Source organism: Sphingopyxis italica, from assembly GCF_011926545.1.
In the GTDB taxonomy this organism is placed as follows: domain Bacteria; phylum Pseudomonadota; class Alphaproteobacteria; order Sphingomonadales; family Sphingomonadaceae; genus Sphingopyxis; species Sphingopyxis italica.
The window spans coordinates 55,599-74,307 of sequence record NZ_JAATIT010000002.1 but is presented as its reverse complement, the minus strand read 5'-3'; the positions used below and the strand labels follow the sequence as shown (position 1 = coordinate 74,307).

Genomic DNA, 18,709 nt, shown 5'->3' with positions numbered 1-18,709 from the left:
ATCGCGCTTGATATATAAGTTTGAACTTATATGACTGTCCCGACACCCATCGGGAGAATCATCATGCCGTTCGATACCATCGCCCAGGCCGCGATGGTCGTCCGCAAGGTCGAGGATGTCACACACGATGGCGCGCCGGCGCGCGCGGTCGTCGCTTCGCGCGCCTATCCGACGGGCATCGACGATCTATGGAACGCGATCACCGACAAGGCGCGCATCCCGCGCTGGTTCGCGCCGGTCGAGGGCGACCTCACCCTTGGCGGAAAATATCAGATCAAGGGCAATGCCGGCGGCACCGTCACCGCGTGCGAGCCGCCGCGCAGTTTCGCGCTGACGTGGGAATTCGGCGGGGGCATCAGCTGGGTCGAGGTCGAGCTGGCCGAAACCGGCGACGACAGCACGCGCCTCACGCTCAGGCATATCGCCCCGCTCGACGACAAGTCGGAGGAATTCTGGGACAGGTTCGGCCCCGGCGCGGTCGGGGTCGGTTGGGACCTGTCGCTGCTCGGCCTTGCGTGGCACCTCGAAACCGGCGACGCGGTGCAAGAGCGCTTCGCCGAAGAGACCTGGCCGCTCAGCGACGAAGGCAAGGCGTTCGCGACGTCGAGCAGCGAGGCGTGGACCGCCGCATCGATCGCCTATGGCACCGCCGAGGATGCCGCAAACCGCGCGGGCACCACCACGACCGCCTTCTACACCGGCGCCGCCGCGCCCGAATGAGCCACGCCTTCGACATCCTGGGCGATCCGGTCCGCCGCCGCATATTGGAGCTGCTCGCCGACGGGCAGCGCGCGTCGGGCGAGATCGTCGAGGTGATCGCCGCCGAATTCGCCATCTCGCAGCCCGCCGTGTCGCAGCATCTGCGCATCCTACGCGACAGCGGCTTCGCGACATCGCGGGCCGAGGGGCGGCGGCGGCTCTATGCCGTCGCGCCCGAACGGTTCGACGAGGTCGACGAGTGGGTGCAACGCTTCCGCCGCACCTGGGAACCGCGCTTCGAGGCGCTCGCGACCGAGGTCGCGCGTGGAAAGAAGGCGCGGCGGGCGGGTAGCTCTCCCCTCCCGCTTGCGGGAGGGGTCGGGGGAGAGCCTGTTCGCAAGGCGCCCGCTGCTGACACGCCCTCCCCTAGCCCCTCCCGCAAGCGGGAGGGGCATTAAGCGGTCAGCGCCGCGTCGCGCAGCCCGCGCCAGACGCGGAGCGCCTGCCGGTTCTCGGCGATGTCATGGACGCGCAGCAGCTGCGCGCCCTGCCCCGCCGCCTGATAGTGCAGCGCGACGGTGCCGCCGAGCCTTTGATCGGCGGGAGCCTCGTTATCGAGCGCGCCGATCATCCGCTTGCGGCTCGCGCCGAACAGGATCGGACAGCCGAGCGTGTGAAACAGCGCGAGCCCGTTCACCAGCGCGAGATTGTCGCCGACCCCCTTGCCGAAGCCGAGCCCCGGATCGACGATGATCTTCGCCCGGTCGATCCCGGCGGCGACGCAGGCCGCCACCCGCTCGGCGAGCATGTCGTAGACGTCGTACAGGACATTCGCATAAGTCCCGCCCTCGTGCGGGTCGCTCTTCGCCGACGGCGCGTGCATCAGCACGACCGGGCAGCCGGCCCGAACCACCACCTCCATCGCGCGGTCGTCGTAGCGCAGCGCCGAAATATCGTTGACGATGTGCGCCCCCGCCGCGAGCGCGGCCTCCATCACCGCGGCCTTGCGCGTGTCGACCGACACCGCGACGCCGCCCTTGGCGAGCGCCGACACGACGCCCTCGATGCGCTTGATCTCGTCGCCCTCCCAGATCAGCGGCGCGCCGGGCCGCGTCGACTCGCCGCCGACGTCGATGATCGCCGCGCCCGCAGCGCCCATCGCGAAGCCGGCTTCGGTCGCGGCGGCGGCATCGATATGCTTGCCGCCGTCCGAAAAGCTATCGGGGGTGACGTTCAAGATGCCCATCAACTGCGGTTCGCCCAGCCGGATCGCGCGCTCGCCGAGTTGCAGGTTGCCGCGCGGCCGCGTCACGCCGGCCCGCTGCGCCGTCGCCGCTTCGGCGAGCCGGTCGGGCATCGCGGCGATCCAGCCGTCGAGTTCGGCGACCGGCACGACCGCCGATTTGACCGCGCCATCGTCGCGCAAACTGACATGCCACGCAGCGAACCAGACCATCGTGTCGGCGATCCGCAGGCAGTCCTCGTCCAGCTCGTGCGGCCGGTCGACGAAACAGGTCGGACGAAGGTAGACGCGCGCGTCCTCCCACGTCTTGCCGAGGTCGGGCTTGGTCAGGGGTGCAAACATCGCCTTATCCCTCCCCGTCATTGCGACCCCGGCGAAGGCCGGGGGCGGCAATCCAGAGCGGTTTACGCAAACTCTGGATTGTCGCGTCGCTTCGCTTCGCTCCTCGCAATGACGATATTGTTACGCCTCGTTCGCCAGCAGCCAGTCCTGCCGCACCGCGTCGATCACGCGCAATTCCTTGCCCGTATCGACGTGCCAGAAGGTCCAGCCGTTGCAGCTCGGCGCGCCCTGCACGCCCGCGCCGACCTTGTGGATCGACCCCGGCGCCTGCCCCTCGCAATCGAGGCTGCCGTCAACGCGCACCTTCGCCTTCCAGCGGCGCTTCGTGTCGGTCAGCAGCGTTCCCGGCGCGATCATGCCGCATTCGACGAGCGTGCCGAACGCGACGCGCGTCGCGGCTTTCGGCGCCATCATCGTCTTCACCGCGCTCTCGTCGAGCGGCAGCGCCATCTGGATGCGCTCCTTCGCCGCGGCGATATAGTCATCCTCGCGCTCGATGCCGATATAATGGCGGCCAAGCCGCTTCGCGACCGCGCCGGTCGTGCCGGTGCCGAAAAAGGGATCGAGGATCACGTCGCCGGGGTTCGAGCAAGCGAGCAGGATGCGATAGAGCAAGGCTTCGGGTTTCTGCGTTGGGTGGACCTTCGTACCGCCCTTCTTGAGCCGCTCCTGCCCGCCGCAGATCGGGATCAGCCAGTCGCTGCGCATCTGAAGCTCGTCGTTGAGCGTTTTCATCGCGCGATAGTTGAAGGTGTAGCGCGCCTTTTCGCCCATCGACGCCCAGATCAGCGTCTCGTGCGCATTGGTGAAGCGCGTGCCCTTGAAATTGGGCATCGGGTTCGCCTTGCGCCACACGATGTCGTTGAGGATCCAATAATCATTGTCCTGCAGCGCGGTGCCGACGCGGAAGATATTGTGATAGCTGCCGATGACCCAAATGCTGCCCTTCGGCTTCAGGATGCGCTTCGCTTCCTTGAGCCAGGCATGGGTGAAGCGATCGTAAGTGGCGAGGCTGTCGAACTTGTCCCAATCATCGTCGACCGCGTCGACCTGGCTGCCGTCGGGGCGCAGCAGGTCGCCGCCGAGCTGGAGATTATAGGGCGGATCGGCGAAGATCATGTCGACCGACGCCGCGGGCAGGCTACGCATCATCTCGACGCAATCGCCCTGCAAGATGCTGTCGAGCGGCAGGTCCGCGGGGTCGACCTTGGGCGTCCGCTGCTTCGTCGCCGGCGCCTTGACCCGTTCCATCACACCCATGCTTCACCCCGTTCCTTGCTCGTAAGAAGGCCCTGATGAGTCAGGCGGAGTCCGCCGTCAAGCGCAGGAGTCTAGGGATTCCGCGTGATGAAATAGTTAACGCGATGAGAACGAAAGGAGTCTGACACAGCATATGGAGTCGGCCGCGACTCGGAGACTCAACCACTGGTGGTGTGGCGATGAGGACTCACCGGCGAAAAATATTTCGTCAAATCCCCGGATCTACCCCGGTCAGTTCGATCGAGCGCATCCACAGCTCGCGCGCGAGTTTCGGATCGCGCGCGGTGCGCGTCGCGCGCGCCGGGCCAGAGCGTCCCGACACTTCGCCGAGCCCCTGCGGCCCCAGATAGTCGCCGCCCTGCACATGCGCGCCCGTCGCCGCTTGCAACGTCGGCCACGTCCCTTGCGCGGCGCTGTTGAAGAAAGGCGACGCCAGCGGCGTCATCGTGCGCAGCGGCAGCGGCAGGTGGCGCGTCAATTCGGTGAGCGCGACCCCCGGATGGCACCCGATCGCCTGCGTCGCCCGGCCCGCGGCGCTCAGCCGCCGGTCGAGCTCGAACATATGGAGCAGGTTCGCAAGTTTGCTCATCTGGTAGCGCGCCCAATTGTGATAGCTGCGCGCCGCCGACAGGTCGCTGTAATCCATCGTCCCGTTCCGGTGCGCGATGCTGCCCGTGATGACGATGCGGTCGTCGACATGCGGATGGAGCAGCCCGGTGAGCGCGAAAGTCCCGAGGTGATTGACCCCGAATTGCAGCTCATAACCCTGCTTCGTCAGCGTGCGGGGCGGGATCATCACGCCGGCATTGTTGACCAGCACGTCGATCCGCGGGCCCGCGAGCACCACCTTCGCCGCATCGCGAACCTGATCGAGATCGGCGAGGTCGAGCGGCTGAAACGACAGCTCGGCCTGCGGCACGTCGACCCGGATGCGGTTCATCGCCGCGCCGGCCTTGTTTTCGTCGCGGCACGCCAGGATCACATGCGCGCCGCGTGCGGCCAATACCCTGGAAACTTCAAAGCCGATGCCGGCATTGGCGCCGGTGACGAGGAAGGTGCGGCCGGTCTGGGCCGACACATCGTCGGCCGTAAATCCCCTGCTCATCGGCTCCCTCCCCCCTTTTTTCGGGCTTCAGACCAGCTGCATTTGTGCGACCGGGGCAAAACTGGTCCGATGGTGCGGCGTCGGGCCATGTTGCCGCAGCGCCGCGAGATGATGCGCCGTGCCATAGCCCATATTGGTCTCCCAGCCAAAACCGGGATAGTCGCGCGCCATCGCAACCATGAAGCGGTCGCGATGCTCCTTCGCGAGGATGCTCGCCGCCGAAATGCAGGGATGCAGCGCATCGCCGCCGATGATCGCGCGCGCGCTATAGCGCCATTTGGGCAACCGGTTGCCGTCGACGAGCACTTCGTGCGGATCGAAGCCCAGCGCCTCCACCGCGCGCGTCATCGCGAGGAAGGTCGCCTGCAGGATATTGATGCGGTCGATCTCTTCGACGCTCGCCTCGCCGACGCCCCAGCGGCAGCGCGCCTTGATCAGGGTCTCCAGCTCGCCGCGGCGTTTGGCGGTAAGTTTCTTGCTGTCGTCGAGCCCCACGATGCCGCCCTCGCAAAGCAGCACGGCGGCAGCCACCACCGGCCCCGCCAGCGGCCCGCGCCCGGCTTCGTCGACCCCGACGATCATTTGTGTCGCTCCGAAACGAACTTCAATTTCCGTTCGCATCGAGCGAAGTCGAGATTCCCATCGATGTGGCGCAAAGCCGAAGGGTGTCTCGACTTCGCTCGACACGAACGGGTGAATGGGGCGGCCTGCGGAATCATATACGCCACGGCGGATACCTCCGATATTCGGCCGCCTGATACAGGCACAGGCGATTGCCCGCGGGATCGGCCAGCCGCGCCTCGCGCCAGCCCCATTCCTCGTCCTTCGGCATCTGCTCGAAGCGCACGCCGCGCCGCGCCAGATACGCGACCCACGCGTCGAGCGCGCCGCTTTCCAGATAAGTCGTCGCGCCGCCCGCCGCGCCGTCGCCGACATGGATCGACAGCGTCACGCCATTCGCGGCTTCGAACCGCGCATATCCATTGTCAGGACTATCGACGATCTGCTTCAGGCCCATCTGCTTGTAGAAGGCCACTGACACCGCATAATCCTTCGCGGGCAGCGTCATCTGGTTCAGCGCCGGACCGGTGAACAGCCCGTCGTTGCGGACATACTGCTGCCCCATCGGGCCGTGCCCCTGCCCCAACCCCGGCGCATCGAGCAGCGACAGCCGCACGAAATCGCGCGCGCGCGCGATCGCGGGTTCGAGCGGCATCCCTTGCGCCAAACCGCACGCGATCGCGCTCGCCAGCGTGCAGCCGGTGCCATGACTATGCTCGGTATCGATCCGCGGCGCTTCCCAGCGCGCAACCTCGCCCTCGCCCGTTTCGAGCAAGCGGTCGGTCACCGTCTCACCCTCGGCATGGCCGCCCTTGACGAGCAACGAGCAGCCGTGCGCGAGCACCGCGTCCTCGCCGCCCAAGGCTTCGAGTTCGGGCAAGTTCGGCGTCGCGACCATCGCGCGGTCGAGCAGCGCCTTGAACGCCGCGATCGTCACTTCATCGGCGAGCACCGATCCGCTCGTCGCGATCATCACCGGATCGAAGACAAGCGCGGCTTGCGCGAGATCGGGCCGCGACAATCGCTCAGCCACCGCCGAAGCGGTCTCTGCGCTGCCGATCATGCCGATCTTGACCGCATCGACGCCGATGTCCGACGCGACGCTGTCGATCTGCGCGAGCACCATCGCGGTCGGCACCGGATGAACGCCCTGCACCCCCAGCGTGTTCTGCGCGGTGATCGCGGTGATCGCGGTCATCGCATGGCCGCCGAGCATCGTCACCGCCTTGATGTCGGCCTGGATACCCGCGCCGCCGCCGCTATCCGATCCGGCGATGATCAGGACGCGTGCGGTCACCCCTTATGCTTTCGCTCCGTCGAAGCGGGGTATTTCGCCAGTATCGCACCTTCGCGGAGCGGCCGGTCAAGCAGGTCGCCGCCGCAATTGGGACAGAGTTCGTCGAGCTTGTCGGCACAGTTCGCGCAGAAAGTGCACTCCATCGAACAGATGAAGGCGCCATGGAGGTCGGCGGGCAGGTTGCGTCCGCATTTTTCGCAATCGGGTCGCATTTCAAGCATGATAAATCTCTTTCAGTTCTAACAAAATCAATGGTTATGCCGCCGCAGCGCGCACCGCGTCGCAGATCATGTCGACGACCTGCTCGACCTGCCCGGCATCGTCGCCTTCGGCCATCACGCGGATCAGCGGTTCGGTGCCCGACGGACGGATGACCAGGCGGCCGCGCCCGTTGAGCGCCGCCTCGCCCTCGGCGATCGCGGCGATGACCTGCTTGTCGTCGAGCGGCTTGCCCCCGGCAAAGCGGACATTCTTCAAAAGCTGCGGCACCGGGTCGAACTGGTGCAGCAATTCGCTCGCGGGCTTGCCGGCCGCGACGAGCTCGGCGAGCAGTTGCAACGCCGCGAGCGTGCCGTCGCCGGTCGTCGCATGGTCCGACAGGATCATATGCCCCGATTGTTCGCCGCCGACGTTGAAGCCGCCTTCCTTCATCCGTTCGAGCACATAGCGGTCGCCGACCTTGGTGCGTTCGAGCCGCAGCCCCTCACCCTCCAGAAAGCGTTCGAGGCCGAGGTTCGACATCACCGTCGCGACGACGCCGCCGCCCTTCAGCCGCCCCTGCCGCGCCCAGCTCGCGCCAATCAGCCCCATGATCTGATCGCCGTCGATGATCGTTCCCTTTTCGTCGACGACGATCAGCCGGTCGGCATCGCCGTCGAGCGCGATGCCGATATCGGCGCCGCTCGCGACGACACTTTCCTGAAGCAGCGCGGGCGCGGTCGATCCGCATTTGTCGTTGATGTTGGTGCCATTGGGTTCGACCCCGATCGCGACGACGTCGGCCCCCAGCTCCCAGAACACCGTCGGCGCGCTGTTATAGGCCGCGCCATTGGCGCAATCGAGCACGATGCGCAGCCCGTCGAGGCGCACCGATTCGGGCAGGCTTTGCTTCACCGCATGGATATAGCGGCCGCGCGCGTCGTCGATGCGCTTGGCGCGCCCGATATGCCCCGCATCGGCGAGCTTCGGCTCGACGGTGAGCAGATGCTCGATCTGCGCCTCGTCCTCGTCGGACAATTTATAGCCGTCGGGGCCGAACAGCTTGATCCCGTTGTCGCGAAAAGGGTTGTGGCTCGCCGAGATCATCACGCCGAGGTCGGCACGCATCGAGCGCGTCAGCATCGCGATCGCGGGGGTCGGCATCGGGCCGACCTGCACCACGTCCATGCCAACGCTGGTGAAGCCCGCGACGAGCGCGTTTTCGAGCATATAGCCCGACAGTCGCGTGTCTTTGCCGATCACGACGCGATGCTTGTGCGTGCCGCGCAGGAAATGCGCGCCTGCCGCCATGCCGACGCGCATCGCGACCTCCGCCGTCATCGGGACCTGGTTGGTCAGGCCGCGAATCCCGTCGGTTCCGAAAAACTTGCGCATATTCCCTCTGCTACCTGACCACGGCCCGGCAAATGCCTGCCCCGGCTTCCCGCGGGATGGCCCCCGCGGAGCATTTCCCGGCCCAAAAACCGGTTCCCGTTTGTTTCGGGAGGTGCTCTAAGTCACCCAAATTTGCTTGGCAAGCTGGCCAGAAAAATCGCCGGGAGAATCCGTCTTGAAATCCGCTTGGCTCATCCTTTCGGCGCTGATCGCCGGTATGCTCCTCGGCGTCGGCGTCGAGCTGGCGTCGCCCGCCGCCGGGACCGCATCGCTGCCGTGGATCGAACCGATCGGCCTGCTCTGGCTCAACGCGCTCAAAATGACGATCGTCCCGCTGATCGTCGCCCTGCTGATTACCGGCATCACCGCCACCGCCGATGCGGCGCGCGCGGGCACCCTCGCCTTTCGCGCGGTGATGACCTTTCTCGGCGCGATCTTCCTCTCGGGACTGATGTCGCTGTTGATGACGCCGCTGCTGCTCCGGCTCTTTCCGCTTTCGGCCGGCGCCGCCGAAGCTTTGCGTCACGGGCTCGGCGGCACGACCGAGGCGGGTCCCTCGCCCAGCTTCGGCGACTTCCTGCTGTCGCTCGTCCCGACCAATCCGATCGCCGCCGCCGCCGAAACCGCGATCCTGCCGCTGATCGTCTTCACGACCATCTTCGCCTTCGCGATCACCCGCCTCGAACCCGTGCCGCGCGCGACGCTGTCGGGACTGTTCAAGGCGCTCGGCGACGCGATGCTGATTGTCATCGGCTGGGTGCTCGCACTCGCGCCGATCGGCGTGTTCGCATTGGGCTATGCGCTCGCGGTCAAGGCGGGGTTCGCGGCGTTCGGCGGCCTCATCCATTATGTGCTGATTCTCTCCGGCATCGGCGTCAGCTGCATCATTCTCGGCCTGTTGCTCGCCTGGTTCGTCGTCGGTATCGCGCCGCCGCGTTTCCTGCGCGCGATGGTGCCGACGCTCGCGGTCGCGATCAGCACGCAAAGCTCGCTCGCCAGCCTGCCCGCGATGCTGAAATCGTCGGAGGAACTCGGCGTCGATCCCAAGAAGGCCGACGTCGTGCTGCCGCTCGCGGTCGCCTTGTTCCGCTTCACCAGCCCCGCGATGAACCTCGCGGTCGTCATCTATGTCGCGTGGCTGTTCGGGATCGAACTGACGCCGTGGGAAATGGCGATCGGCCTCGCGGTCGCGATCGCCGCCGCGCTCTCCTCGGTCAGCCTGCCCGGCTCGATCAGCTTCGTGACCTCGATCGCGCCGATCGCGGTGTCGATGGGGGTTCCCGTCGCGCCATTGGGGCTGCTCGTCGCGGTCGAGACCTTTCCCGACATCTTCCGGACCATCGGCAATGTTATCGGCGACGTCGCCGCGACCAAATATGCCGCCGACGGCGTCGAAAATGAACCTGTAGGAGAAATCCCATGAAATATCGCAAGCTCGGCCACGGCCTCGAAGTCTCCGCGATCGGCATCGGCTGCATGCCGATGATCCGCGGCGGCAACATCCTTTATGGCGAGACCGCCGACCTCGACGAATCGACGCGCACGATCCACCGCGCGATCGACCTTGGCGTCACCTTCTTCGACACCGCGCAAATCTATGGTCCGTTCAGCAACGAGGAACTGCTTGGACAGGCGATCAAGGGTAAGCGCGACGGCCTCGTCATCGCGACCAAATTCGGCTTCCGGTTCGAGGGCAAGCAGATCACCGGCGTCGATGGCTCGCCCGCGAACGCCCGCGCCGCTTGCGAAGGCTCGCTCCAGCGGCTCGGCATCGACACGATCGACCTTTTCTACCAGCACCGCGTCGATCCCAATGTGCCGATCGAGGAGGTCGTCGGCGGGATGATGGAGCTGGTGAAGGAGGGCAAGGTCCGCCACATCGCGCTCTCCGAAGCCGGACCCGAAACGCTGCGCCGCGCCGCGAAAGCCGCGCCGATCGCCGCGCTGCAGAGCGAATATTCGATCTGGGAACGCGATATCGAGGACGAAATCCTGCCCGTCTGCCGCGAGCATGGCATCGGTTTCGTCCCTTACTCGCCACTCGGCCGCGGCTTCCTGGCGGGCGCGGTGCGCAGCCGCGACGAGCTTCCCGAGGGCGACTGGCGCCGCAACGACCCCCGCTATTCGGACGAGAATCTCCCCGCCAACCTCGCGATCGTCGATGCGATCGGCGCCGTCGCGGACAAGCATGGCGTGTCGAAGGCGCAGGTCGCGCTCGCCTGGCTGCTCGCGCAAGGCGACGACATCGTCCCGATCCCCGGCACCAAGCGCCGCGCGACGATGGAAGACAGCGTCGGCGCCGCCGACGTGACGCTCACCGCCGAGGACCTCGCCGCGATCGACGCCGCCGCGCCGAAAGGCGGCACGAGCGGTCCCCGCTATGGCGAACAGGGCATGCGGATGGTGCGGCTTTAGGCGTTCCTTTCGCGCGCCTTCGCCGCCGCCCGGACCTCTTGCGAGCGTTCGAGCGGGAGGATCAATATATCGTCGCCGTCGACGATGACCGCGATATTATCCATGCCGAGAATCGACACGCGCCTGCCGCCGGCGCGGACGAGATTGCCGCGGCTGTCGTGGAGGAATGCGTCGCCGGTGACCGCATTGTCGGCCGCGTCCTTTTCGGCGAGCGCGTGGATCGTGTGCCAGCAGCCGAGGTCGGACCATCCCATCGCGACGGGAACGACCGCGACGCGGTCGTCCTTTTCCATGACGGCATAATCGATCGAATCGGAAGGCGCCTTCGCGAATTCGATGGCGTCGGCATAGAGCGCGTCGCCGTCGCGCATCCCCGCGGCGAGCGCCCTGTCGGCGGCCTCGAAGATCGGACGGCAATGGGTGAGCATCGCGTCGCGCATCCGCGCCGCGCGGAACAGGAAGATGCCGGCGTTCCAGCTATAGCCGCCCGCCGCGAGCATCGCTTCGGCATCGGCAAGCGGAGGCTTTTCGACGAAGCGGTCGACCGCGAAGCCGTCTTCGCCGAGCGGGTGGCCGGCGGCGATATAGCCGAAACCCGTTTCGGGGCTGTCGGGGGTGATCCCGAAGGTGACGATCCAGTCCTGCTGCGCGAGGCGCACCCCCTTGGCGATCGCTGCGTGAAAGGCGGGGATGTCGGCGATGACATGATCGCTCGGCATGACCAGCAGCAGCGTGTCGGCGTCGGCCTGCGCGACCGCGAGGGCGATCGCGGCGGCGGTGTTGCGCGGTATCGGCTCGACGAGCAGCGCCTCCTCGCGGTCGTTCATCTGTTCGCGGACCATCGCGACATGGCCGTCGCCGCACAGCACGATCGGCGGCAGGAAATCCGGACCGGCGGGGGTGCGCTCGACGGTCTGGCGGAACAGGCTGCGCTGGCCGTGGAGCAGCAGAAACTGCTTGGCGCGGGTGCCGCGCGATTCGGGCCACAGGCGCGTGCCCGCGCCGCCGCACAATATGACGGGCTGGATCATGGTGGTCATAGGGTCGGCCTATCGCACGATATGGGGGAACAGGACATAGATGATGCAACAGGTAAGTGTAAAATTAACCGACAGTTGACGCCTCGGATGTAGTATCGCGCCGACATGTTCCGACTGTTCAAACATTATGTCCCGCACGCCGTCGTCTGGCTGGCGCTGATCGAATTTTTCGCGCTGCTCGGCTCGGCCGAGGGGGCGTGGCATCTTTACGCGAATCAGGCGGGGTTCGATGCCGGGCCGCTCGCGAGCCGCTGGCTGCCGCTTTTGACCTTCGGCGTGTCCAATTCGCTCGCGATGATGGCGACCGGAATGTACGGGAACGAGGGGCTGCGCTCGATGCGCTTCGCGACCGCGCGTCTGCTCGCCGCGATTTCGCTTGGCGTGATCTTTCTTTCGGTGCTGGGGTTCCTGTTGCCGACCGCGACTTTGTGGCGCGCGAACAGCCTCTATGCGATGATCTTCGCGATCGGCGTGCTGTTCGTGATCCGCCTGATCCTGACGCAGTCGGCGGGCGCCGAAGCCTTCCGTCGCCGTATCCTCGTGCTCGGCGCGGGGCCGCGCGCGGCGCGGCTCGCGGCGCTCGCCGATACGCCGGGAAGCGGGCTGGAGATGGTCGGCTTCGTCGCGATGAGCGCGGCCGAAAAAACCGTGCCGGGCGCGGTGCAACGCGAGGCGATCGCCAATCTTTCGGACCATGTCGTGATGCTGCGCGCCGGCGAAGTCGTGCTCGCGCTCGAGGAGCGGCGCAACGCGCTGCCGCTGAACGACCTGCTGCGCGTCAAGACGACGGGGGTGCATGTCAACGACATCGCGAGCTTTATCGAGCGCGAGACGGGGCGCGTCGACCTGGCGACGACGAACCCGAGCGGCCTCATTTTTTCCGACGGCTTTTCGGCGGGGCAGCGGATTTCTAAAGTGAGCAAGCGGTTGTTCGACATCCTTGCCAGCCTGATCGTGCTGATCGTCGGCCTGCCGCTGATCATCGTCGCGGGGATCGCGGTGATGCTCGATAGCCGCGGGCCGGTCTTCTATCGCCAGCCGCGCGTCGGCCTGTTCGGCGAGCCCTATGACATCTTCAAGATCCGTTCGATGCGCACCGATGCCGAGGCCGCCGGCAAGGCGGTGTGGGCGAGCGAGAATGATCCTCGCGTCACGCGCGTCGGCCGCGTCATCCGCAAGCTTCGCATCGACGAGCTGCCGCAGACCTGGTGCGTGCTCAAGGGCGATATGAGCTTCGTCGGGCCGCGCCCCGAACGGCCGAGCTTCGTCGAGGAACTCGAAAAGAAGCTGCCATATTATGCCGAACGGCACATGGTGAAGCCCGGCCTGACCGGCTGGGCGCAGATCAACTATCCTTATGGCGCGTCGGTCGAGGATTCGCGCGTAAAGCTGGAATATGACCTTTATTACGCCAAAAATTATTCGCCCTTCCTCGACCTGCTGATCCTGCTCCAGACGGTGCGCGTCGTGCTGTGGCCGGAGGGAGCGCGCTAGGGTCCGTACCCAATTAGGGCGCCGTCGAGGTTTGAAGCAAAATGGCCCAGTGCGAGGAGAGAAGGCGAAGACATATGTCAATATTGGGAGGCTTCTCGACGAAGCAATGGGCCATTTTGATCAAATCCCTTCGGGACGTCCAAATGGCTTCCATCTCGGCCCGAAAGCCGCTTGCAAGGGCAACCAGCCCTCGCGACGCGTCTTTCGGCCCGATATGTTCGCCATTTGGACGCCTCGACGGCGCCCTAATTGGGTACGGACCCTAGGGTGAGCGCGCTCGCCGGCCTGTCCCAGATCCTGTCGACCCTCGCGCTGGCGGGCTTTTCGGGCGTCACTTTGTGGCTGCTGATGCGGCCGCGCGCGCGCATGGCGGCGCTGATGCCCGCGCCGCGCTGGCAGGTGACGGCGGCGGCGGCGACCGCGCTGTGGTGCGCGGCGCTGACGGTCTTTTCGCCCGGAACGTCGGAGGCGCTGGTCGTGCAGATGATCCGCGATGGCGCGATGCTCGGCTGGCTCGGCGCGACCTTCTGGTCGCCGCGCGCGCCGATGCCGCGCCCGCTCCGCCTGATCCTGCGCATGCTCGCGACGATCTGCCTGCTCGCCTTCCTGCTCGGCGCGGCGGCGCATTTAGGTGCCGGCGCGGCGGCCGCGTCGTGGATGAAGCCGACGCTGACCTTTACCGCGATGATCGTCGCGATCGGCGGGCTGCTGATCATCGACGGCGCCGTCCGCCGGGCGAGCGGCGGACTGCGGATGCCGGTGCTGGCGGTCGCGGGCGGTTTCGCGATGCTCTGGGCCTATGAACTCAACGTCCAGCTGATCGGCGCGCTGACGGGCGAGAAGGCGTCGACGCTGATCGCGCTGGTTCCCGCGGTCGCGCTGCTGACCGTGCCGATCCATGTCGTCGCGGCGATGGACATCGGCCGCGAGCGAATGCGGCTGTCGCGCACGGCGGCGACGCGGTCGCTGATCCTGCTCGGCGCCGCAGTCTATCTGATCCTGATCGCGCTGACGGGTGCGGTCGCGCGCGCGGTCGGGAGCGATTATGCCGAGCTGGCGCAGGCGATTTCGCTGGCGGTCGCGCTCGGTGCCGGGGGCCTCATGCTCGCCTCTTCGCGGGCGCGCGCGTGGCTCTCGGTGATGATCTCCAAGCATTTTTTCGAGCATCGTTACGACTATCGTGCCGAATGGATGCGCTTCACCGCGACGCTGGCGCAGGGAGATGGCGACGACGACCGCAACCTCCATCGGCGCGTCGCCAAGGCGCTCGCCCAATTGACGGGCAGCCCGGGCGCCTTGCTGATGCTGCCCGCCGCGTCGGGCGGCTTTCGCGTCGCCGAGCAATGGCACTGGCCGGGCGGCGTGGACGAAGAGGCGGGCCTGTCGCTGCGATCGGCCTTCATGCTCCAGGAAACACGGCATATCGTCGACCTCGACGCCGAGCGCCGCGGGCAAAGCCGCGAGGATCTGGCGATCCCCGAGTGGCTGATCGCCGACGCGCGCGCCTGGGTGGTGGTGCCCGTTCTCCATTTCCAGCGGATGATCGCGATCGCGGTGCTGCACCGCCCGGCGGTGTCGCGCGCGCTCGACTGGGAGGATCTCGACGTGCTGCGCATCGCGGGGCAGCAGGCGGCAAGCTATCTGGCCGAATCGCAGAGCCAGCAGGCCTTGTCCGAGGCGCGGCGGTTCGACGAGTTCAACCGCCGCTTCGCCTTCATCATGCACGACATCAAGAATCTGGCGAGCCAGCTGTCGCTGCTCGCGCGCAATGCCGAGCGCCACGCCGACAAGCCCGAGTTCCGCGCCGACATGACGCAGACGCTGAAGATTTCGGCGGGGCGGCTCAGCGACCTGCTCGTCCGGCTGTCGCCGCGCGAGCGTGGGCCCGCCGCCGAGCCCGGCCGCACGCTGGTCGAGCCGGTGCTGAACGAGGTCGCGGCGGAAATGCGGCCGCGCCGCGCGCTGTTCGTCGGTTGCCAGGCGGGCCTGTCGGCATGGGCCGAGGCGGGCGCGGTCCGCCAGATCGTCCAGCATCTGGTGGCCAATGCGATCGACGCGTCGGCGCCCGACACACCGGTGCAGGTCGTCGCGGTCGCCGAGCAGGGGCGCGTGCGCATCGCCGTGATCGATCAGGGTTGCGGCATGACGCGCGCGTTCATCCGCGACGAGCTGTTCAAGCCGTTCGTATCGACGAAGGAATTGGGTTTCGGGCTCGGCGCGTTCGAGGCGCTGCAAATCGCGCAGGCGATGGGCGGCGCGATCGAAGTCGCGAGCGAGCCGGGCAAGGGCAGCAATTTCACCCTCTGGCTCCCGCTCGCCGATGCGCGCGGCGCGGTCGGCGGCGATGCGCGGGTGACGAAAGTGGGAATGACATGAACGAGGGCGGGACCGGATTGCGCACATTGCTGGTGGTCGAGGACGACGCGGGGCTGCAAGCGCAGCTCAAATGGGCGTATGAGGATTATCGCGTGCTCGTCGCGGGCGACCATGACTCCGCGATCGAGCTCTTACGCGCCGAGGAGCCCGATGTCGTCACGCTCGACCTTGGCCTGCCGCCCGATCCCGATGGCACGCGCGAGGGGTTCCGGACGCTCAAGGCGATCCTCGAGGCCAAGCCCGACACCAAGGTGATCGTCGTGTCCGGGCATGGCGAGCGCGCCAGCGCGCTGACCGCGATCGCGAGCGGCGCGTGGGATTTCTATCAGAAGCCGATCGACATCGACGAGCTGGGGCTGATCGTGCGCCGCGCGTTTCACGTTCGCGAACTCGAGGTTGAGAATGCGCGGCTGGCAAACCAGGGCGCGGGCGACAATCGCGTGCTCGGCGGGATGATAACCGGCGCGCCGGAAATGCAGAAGGTCGCCCGCACGATCGAGCGCGTCGCGAACCTCGACGTCTCTGTCATGCTGCTCGGCGCGAGCGGCACCGGCAAGGAATTGCTCGCGCGCGGACTGCACGAGGCTAGCGCGCGGCGCGATGGCGCGTTCGTCGCGATCAACTGCGCCGCGATCCCCGAAAATTTGCTCGAAAGCGAGCTGTTCGGGCATGAGAAGGGCGCGTTCACCGGTGCGGTCAAGACGACCGAGGGCAAGATCGAGCTCGCGCATGGCGGCACGCTTTTCCTCGACGAGGTCGGCGACATTCCGCTGCCCTTGCAGGTCAAGCTGCTGCGCTTTTTGCAGGAGCGCACGATCGAGCGGATCGGCGGGCGCAAGGCGATCGCGGTCGATACGCGGATCGTCTGCGCGACGCACCGCGACCTCGACGCGATGATCGCCGCGCAGAGCTTTCGCGACGATCTTTATTACCGGCTCGCCGAGATGGTGGTGAAAATCCCGTCGCTCGCCGAGCGGCCGGGCGATGCGGTGCTGCTCGCGCGGCACTTCCTCCACCAATATGCGCCCGAGATGAATCCCGGGGTGCGCGGCTTCGCGCCCGACGCGTTGCAGGCGATCGACGAGGCGCGCTGGCCCGGCAATGTCCGCGAGCTTGAAAACCGCATCAAGCGCGCCGTTATCATGGCCGACGGCAAGCTGGTGATGCGCGAGGACCTCGATATGGCGGGCGGCGGCGAAGAGATCGACGAGGCGTGGCTCAATCTGCGCAGCGCGCGCGAGGCGGCCGACCGCGTCGCGATCCGCCGCGCGATGACGCAGAGCGAGGGCAATATTTCGCTCGCGGCGAAATTGCTCGGGATCAGCCGCCCGACTCTCTACGACCTGCTCAAGCAATATCGGATGCAGGGCTGAATGACCTTTCGCCGCGTCTGGACCGGCGCGCCGCTGGTGGCGACGCTGCTGCTCGCCGCGTGCGGCGGCGGACCGGACGCGCCGCGCAAGGCCGATGAGCAGCGGCGTGCGGCGCTGCAGGCGGCGATCGCCGACAATCCGGGCGACATCGCACGGCGCGTCGCGCTCGCGCGCGTCGCGATCCGGCTTGGCGACGGGGTCGGCGCCGAGGCGGCGGTAAAGGGCGCGATCGGCGCTGGCGCCAACGATGCGGCGCTGCGGCCCTTGCTCGCGCGCGCCTATGCGATGCAGGGCGAAGACGCGCGCGCGCTCGAGGCGCTGGAGGTCGGGCCGGTCATTCCCGAGATGATGGGCGAAGCGGCGTGGGTCGCGGGCGATGTCCATCTGGCGAACGGCGACCTCGCCGCCGCGCGCGAAGCCTATGACCGGGCGGTGCACGAACTGCCGCGTAGCTCGACCTTGTGGGTCGATGTCGCGCGCTTTCGCGACGCCGGCGCCGATACGCTCGGCGCGCGCGACGCGGTCGACTATGCGATCGAACTCGACAAGACGAATAGCGCGGCGCTGGCGTTCAAGGCAAATTTGGTGCGCGGTGCGGAGGGGCTCGAAGCGTCGCTCGGCTGGTATGCCGATGCGCTCGCCGCCGATCCCGACAATGCGGACGCGCTGATCGATCAGGCGGCGACGCTTGGCGACCTCGGCCGCTATCGCGACATGCTGACGGCGCTGCGCCATGCGGCCACGATCGTGCCGCGCGATCCGCGACTCTATTATTTGCAAGCGGTGCTCGCGGCGCGCGCCGGGAATTTCCGTCTCGCGCGCAGCCTGCTCCAGCGCACGCGCGGCGAACTCGACGCGCAGCCGTCCTTCATGCTGCTGAGCGCGGTCGTCGAACTCGAACTGGGCGGCGAGGCGGTCGCGGCGACGTGGGCCGACCGCCTGCTCGCTGAGCAGCCGCATAATTTCAACGCGCGCCGCATCCTCGCCGCCGCCGAATGGGCCGACGGCGACGCCGGGGCGGCGCGCGAGGCGCTGCTACCGCTCGTCCGCCGCCCCGATGCCGATAGCTGGTCGCTGATCCTCGCGGCGCGCGCGGCGGCCGAGCTGGGGCGGAGCATGGAATCGGCGGATTATCTCGGCCGCGCGGCGGCGCTGAGCCCGGGCGAAGCCGTGCCCTTCGCGGTCGACGACGATTATGGGCTGATCGCAATGGCGGCCGATGCCGCGCCGCTCGATCCGGCCAAGGTCATTCCGGCGATCGCCGCCGACCTTGCGAGCGGCAATAGCGCGCGCGCGATCGGGCGCGCGGTGCGGTTGCGTGATGCGAACCGCGGCGTCGCCGATGCGCATATCCTGCTCGGCGATGCGGCGCTGGCGGGCGGGCGGTTCGGCCTCGCGGTCGAGGCCTATCGCGCCGCGCGTGCGATCGACGCGGGCGAGCGCACGACGCTGCGCCTCGGCAACGCGCTATACCGCGCGGGCGACGCCGCCGGGTCGGGCGCCGCGATCCTGGCGCTGCGCGATAGCCAGCCGTCGAGCATCGCCGCCGACCGGCTTGCCGGGCATCTTGCGATGGATCTGGAGCATTGGGATCAGGCGATCGGGCATTTCGGGCGCGTGCGGCGGCGGATCGGCGACCGCGACGTGGTGGTCCTGCGCGAACTGGCGCGCGCGTGGGCGGCGAAAGGCGACGATGCGCGCGCGCTGCTACTGATCGACCGCGCCTATCGGTTGCAGCCGCTCAATGCGGGAATCATGGAGTTTTACGCCACGCTGCTGGACAAGCGCGGACGAAAGCAGGCCGCGGCGGATTTGCGCGAGAAGGCGGCGCAGATCGGGCGATAGACGAAGCGGGAATTGGGCGCAGGAAAGATCGTAGAGCTTCCCCAACCCCCGCAAAGCGGTTAGTGC

General features: G+C 67.2%; 16 protein-coding genes. 8 read left to right on the top strand and 8 right to left on the bottom strand.

The window, feature by feature from the left end; all coding sequences use genetic code 11:
* The first annotated feature begins 63 nt into the window (after window positions 1–63).
* Together GGR90_RS07930 and GGR90_RS07925 are read left to right on the top strand one after the other, a co-directional pair.
* Window positions 64–720, top strand: coding sequence for an SRPBCC family protein (locus GGR90_RS07930; RefSeq protein ID WP_167920917.1), 657 nt, complete (start codon window positions 64–66; stop codon window positions 718–720).
* Window positions 717–1,157, top strand: a complete 441-nt coding sequence (locus tag GGR90_RS07925; protein WP_167920916.1) for an ArsR/SmtB family transcription factor — start codon at window positions 717–719, stop codon at window positions 1,155–1,157. Before GGR90_RS07930 ends, GGR90_RS07925 begins: the two co-directional genes overlap by 4 nt.
* Here GGR90_RS07925 and folP read toward each other — a convergent pair.
* The 7 genes from folP to glmM form a co-directional block, all read right to left on the bottom strand.
* Window positions 1,154–2,284 (bottom strand): dihydropteroate synthase, encoded by a 1,131-nt coding sequence (gene folP / locus GGR90_RS07920; RefSeq protein WP_167920915.1) that lies wholly within the window; start codon window positions 2,282–2,284, stop codon window positions 1,154–1,156. The two genes, GGR90_RS07925 and folP, sit on opposite strands and share 4 nt — an antisense overlap.
* A 120-nt stretch (window positions 2,285–2,404) precedes the next feature.
* Window positions 2,405–3,544, bottom strand: a complete 1,140-nt coding sequence (locus tag GGR90_RS07915; protein WP_167920914.1) for a site-specific DNA-methyltransferase — start codon at window positions 3,542–3,544, stop codon at window positions 2,405–2,407.
* Between the two features lie 208 nt (window positions 3,545–3,752).
* Window positions 3,753–4,649: an oxidoreductase gene (locus GGR90_RS07910; RefSeq protein ID WP_167920913.1), complete on the bottom strand. Its 897-nt coding sequence runs from the start codon at window positions 4,647–4,649 to the stop codon at window positions 3,753–3,755.
* A gap of 27 nt (window positions 4,650–4,676) precedes the next feature.
* Window positions 4,677–5,231 (bottom strand): ribonuclease HII, encoded by a 555-nt coding sequence (locus GGR90_RS07905; protein WP_209023653.1) that lies wholly within the window; start codon window positions 5,229–5,231, stop codon window positions 4,677–4,679.
* Between the two features lie 133 nt (window positions 5,232–5,364).
* Window positions 5,365–6,507, bottom strand: coding sequence for a bifunctional hydroxymethylpyrimidine kinase/phosphomethylpyrimidine kinase (thiD, locus tag GGR90_RS07900; protein WP_167920911.1), 1,143 nt, complete (start codon window positions 6,505–6,507; stop codon window positions 5,365–5,367).
* On the bottom strand, window positions 6,504–6,728 hold the full coding sequence (locus GGR90_RS07895; protein WP_093511349.1) for a DUF1272 domain-containing protein: 225 nt from the start codon (window positions 6,726–6,728) through the stop codon (window positions 6,504–6,506). The genes thiD and GGR90_RS07895 overlap by 4 nt, the downstream gene beginning before the upstream one ends.
* Window positions 6,729–6,762: 34 nt before the next feature.
* On the bottom strand, window positions 6,763–8,100 hold the full coding sequence (glmM, locus tag GGR90_RS07890; RefSeq protein ID WP_167920910.1) for a phosphoglucosamine mutase: 1,338 nt from the start codon (window positions 8,098–8,100) through the stop codon (window positions 6,763–6,765).
* 175 nt (window positions 8,101–8,275) lie between these two features.
* On the opposite strand from glmM, the gene GGR90_RS07885 reads away from it, so the two are divergent.
* Together GGR90_RS07885 and GGR90_RS07880 are read left to right on the top strand one after the other, a co-directional pair.
* Window positions 8,276–9,523 (top strand): dicarboxylate/amino acid:cation symporter, encoded by a 1,248-nt coding sequence (locus tag GGR90_RS07885; RefSeq protein ID WP_167920909.1) that lies wholly within the window; start codon window positions 8,276–8,278, stop codon window positions 9,521–9,523.
* Window positions 9,520–10,515, top strand: a complete 996-nt coding sequence (locus GGR90_RS07880) for an aldo/keto reductase (RefSeq protein WP_167920908.1) — start codon at window positions 9,520–9,522, stop codon at window positions 10,513–10,515. The genes GGR90_RS07885 and GGR90_RS07880 overlap by 4 nt, the downstream gene beginning before the upstream one ends.
* Here GGR90_RS07880 and GGR90_RS07875 read toward each other — a convergent pair.
* Window positions 10,512–11,555, bottom strand: a complete 1,044-nt coding sequence (locus GGR90_RS07875; protein ID WP_245198533.1) for a mannose-1-phosphate guanylyltransferase — start codon at window positions 11,553–11,555, stop codon at window positions 10,512–10,514. The two genes, GGR90_RS07880 and GGR90_RS07875, sit on opposite strands and share 4 nt — an antisense overlap.
* A 105-nt stretch (window positions 11,556–11,660) precedes the next feature.
* Here GGR90_RS07875 and GGR90_RS07870 point away from each other — a divergent pair, with 105 nt between their 5' ends.
* From GGR90_RS07870 to GGR90_RS07855, 4 genes are all read left to right on the top strand, one after another.
* A complete protein-coding gene (locus tag GGR90_RS07870) occupies window positions 11,661–13,049 on the top strand; it encodes a TIGR03013 family XrtA/PEP-CTERM system glycosyltransferase (RefSeq protein ID WP_167920907.1) in 1,389 nt (462 codons plus the stop codon).
* A 267-nt stretch (window positions 13,050–13,316) separates the two neighbouring features.
* Window positions 13,317–15,425, top strand: coding sequence for an XrtA/PEP-CTERM system histidine kinase PrsK (gene prsK / locus GGR90_RS07865; RefSeq protein ID WP_167920906.1), 2,109 nt, complete (start codon window positions 13,317–13,319; stop codon window positions 15,423–15,425).
* Window positions 15,422–16,798 carry a PEP-CTERM-box response regulator transcription factor gene (gene prsR, locus GGR90_RS07860; RefSeq protein WP_167920905.1) on the top strand — a complete coding sequence of 459 codons (1,377 nt, stop codon included), beginning with the start codon at window positions 15,422–15,424 and terminating at the stop codon, window positions 16,796–16,798. Before prsK ends, prsR begins: the two co-directional genes overlap by 4 nt.
* Window positions 16,799–18,643 (top strand): tetratricopeptide repeat protein, encoded by a 1,845-nt coding sequence (locus tag GGR90_RS07855; RefSeq protein WP_167920904.1) that lies wholly within the window; start codon window positions 16,799–16,801, stop codon window positions 18,641–18,643.
* The last annotated feature ends 66 nt before the right edge of the window (window positions 18,644–18,709 follow it).

Coding starts and splice junctions, on each gene's coding strand:
- GGR90_RS07895 (WP_093511349.1), bottom strand. CDS start 6,728: ATGCTTGAAATGCGACCCGATTGCGAAAAATGCGGACGCAACCTGCCC.
- GGR90_RS07905 (WP_209023653.1), bottom strand. CDS start 5,231: ATGATCGTCGGGGTCGACGAAGCCGGGCGCGGGCCGCTGGCGGGGCCG.
- GGR90_RS07875 (WP_245198533.1), bottom strand. CDS start 11,555: ATGACCACCATGATCCAGCCCGTCATATTGTGCGGCGGCGCGGGCACG.
- GGR90_RS07910 (WP_167920913.1), bottom strand. CDS start 4,649: ATGAGCAGGGGATTTACGGCCGACGATGTGTCGGCCCAGACCGGCCGC.
- GGR90_RS07925 (WP_167920916.1), top strand. CDS start 717: ATGAGCCACGCCTTCGACATCCTGGGCGATCCGGTCCGCCGCCGCATA.
- GGR90_RS07915 (WP_167920914.1), bottom strand. CDS start 3,544: ATGGGTGTGATGGAACGGGTCAAGGCGCCGGCGACGAAGCAGCGGACG.
- prsR (WP_167920905.1), top strand. CDS start 15,422: ATGAACGAGGGCGGGACCGGATTGCGCACATTGCTGGTGGTCGAGGAC.
- GGR90_RS07870 (WP_167920907.1), top strand. CDS start 11,661: ATGTTCCGACTGTTCAAACATTATGTCCCGCACGCCGTCGTCTGGCTG.
- glmM (WP_167920910.1), bottom strand. CDS start 8,100: ATGCGCAAGTTTTTCGGAACCGACGGGATTCGCGGCCTGACCAACCAG.
- folP (WP_167920915.1), bottom strand. CDS start 2,284: ATGTTTGCACCCCTGACCAAGCCCGACCTCGGCAAGACGTGGGAGGAC.
- GGR90_RS07855 (WP_167920904.1), top strand. CDS start 16,799: ATGACCTTTCGCCGCGTCTGGACCGGCGCGCCGCTGGTGGCGACGCTG.
- GGR90_RS07880 (WP_167920908.1), top strand. CDS start 9,520: ATGAAATATCGCAAGCTCGGCCACGGCCTCGAAGTCTCCGCGATCGGC.
- GGR90_RS07930 (WP_167920917.1), top strand. CDS start 64: ATGCCGTTCGATACCATCGCCCAGGCCGCGATGGTCGTCCGCAAGGTC.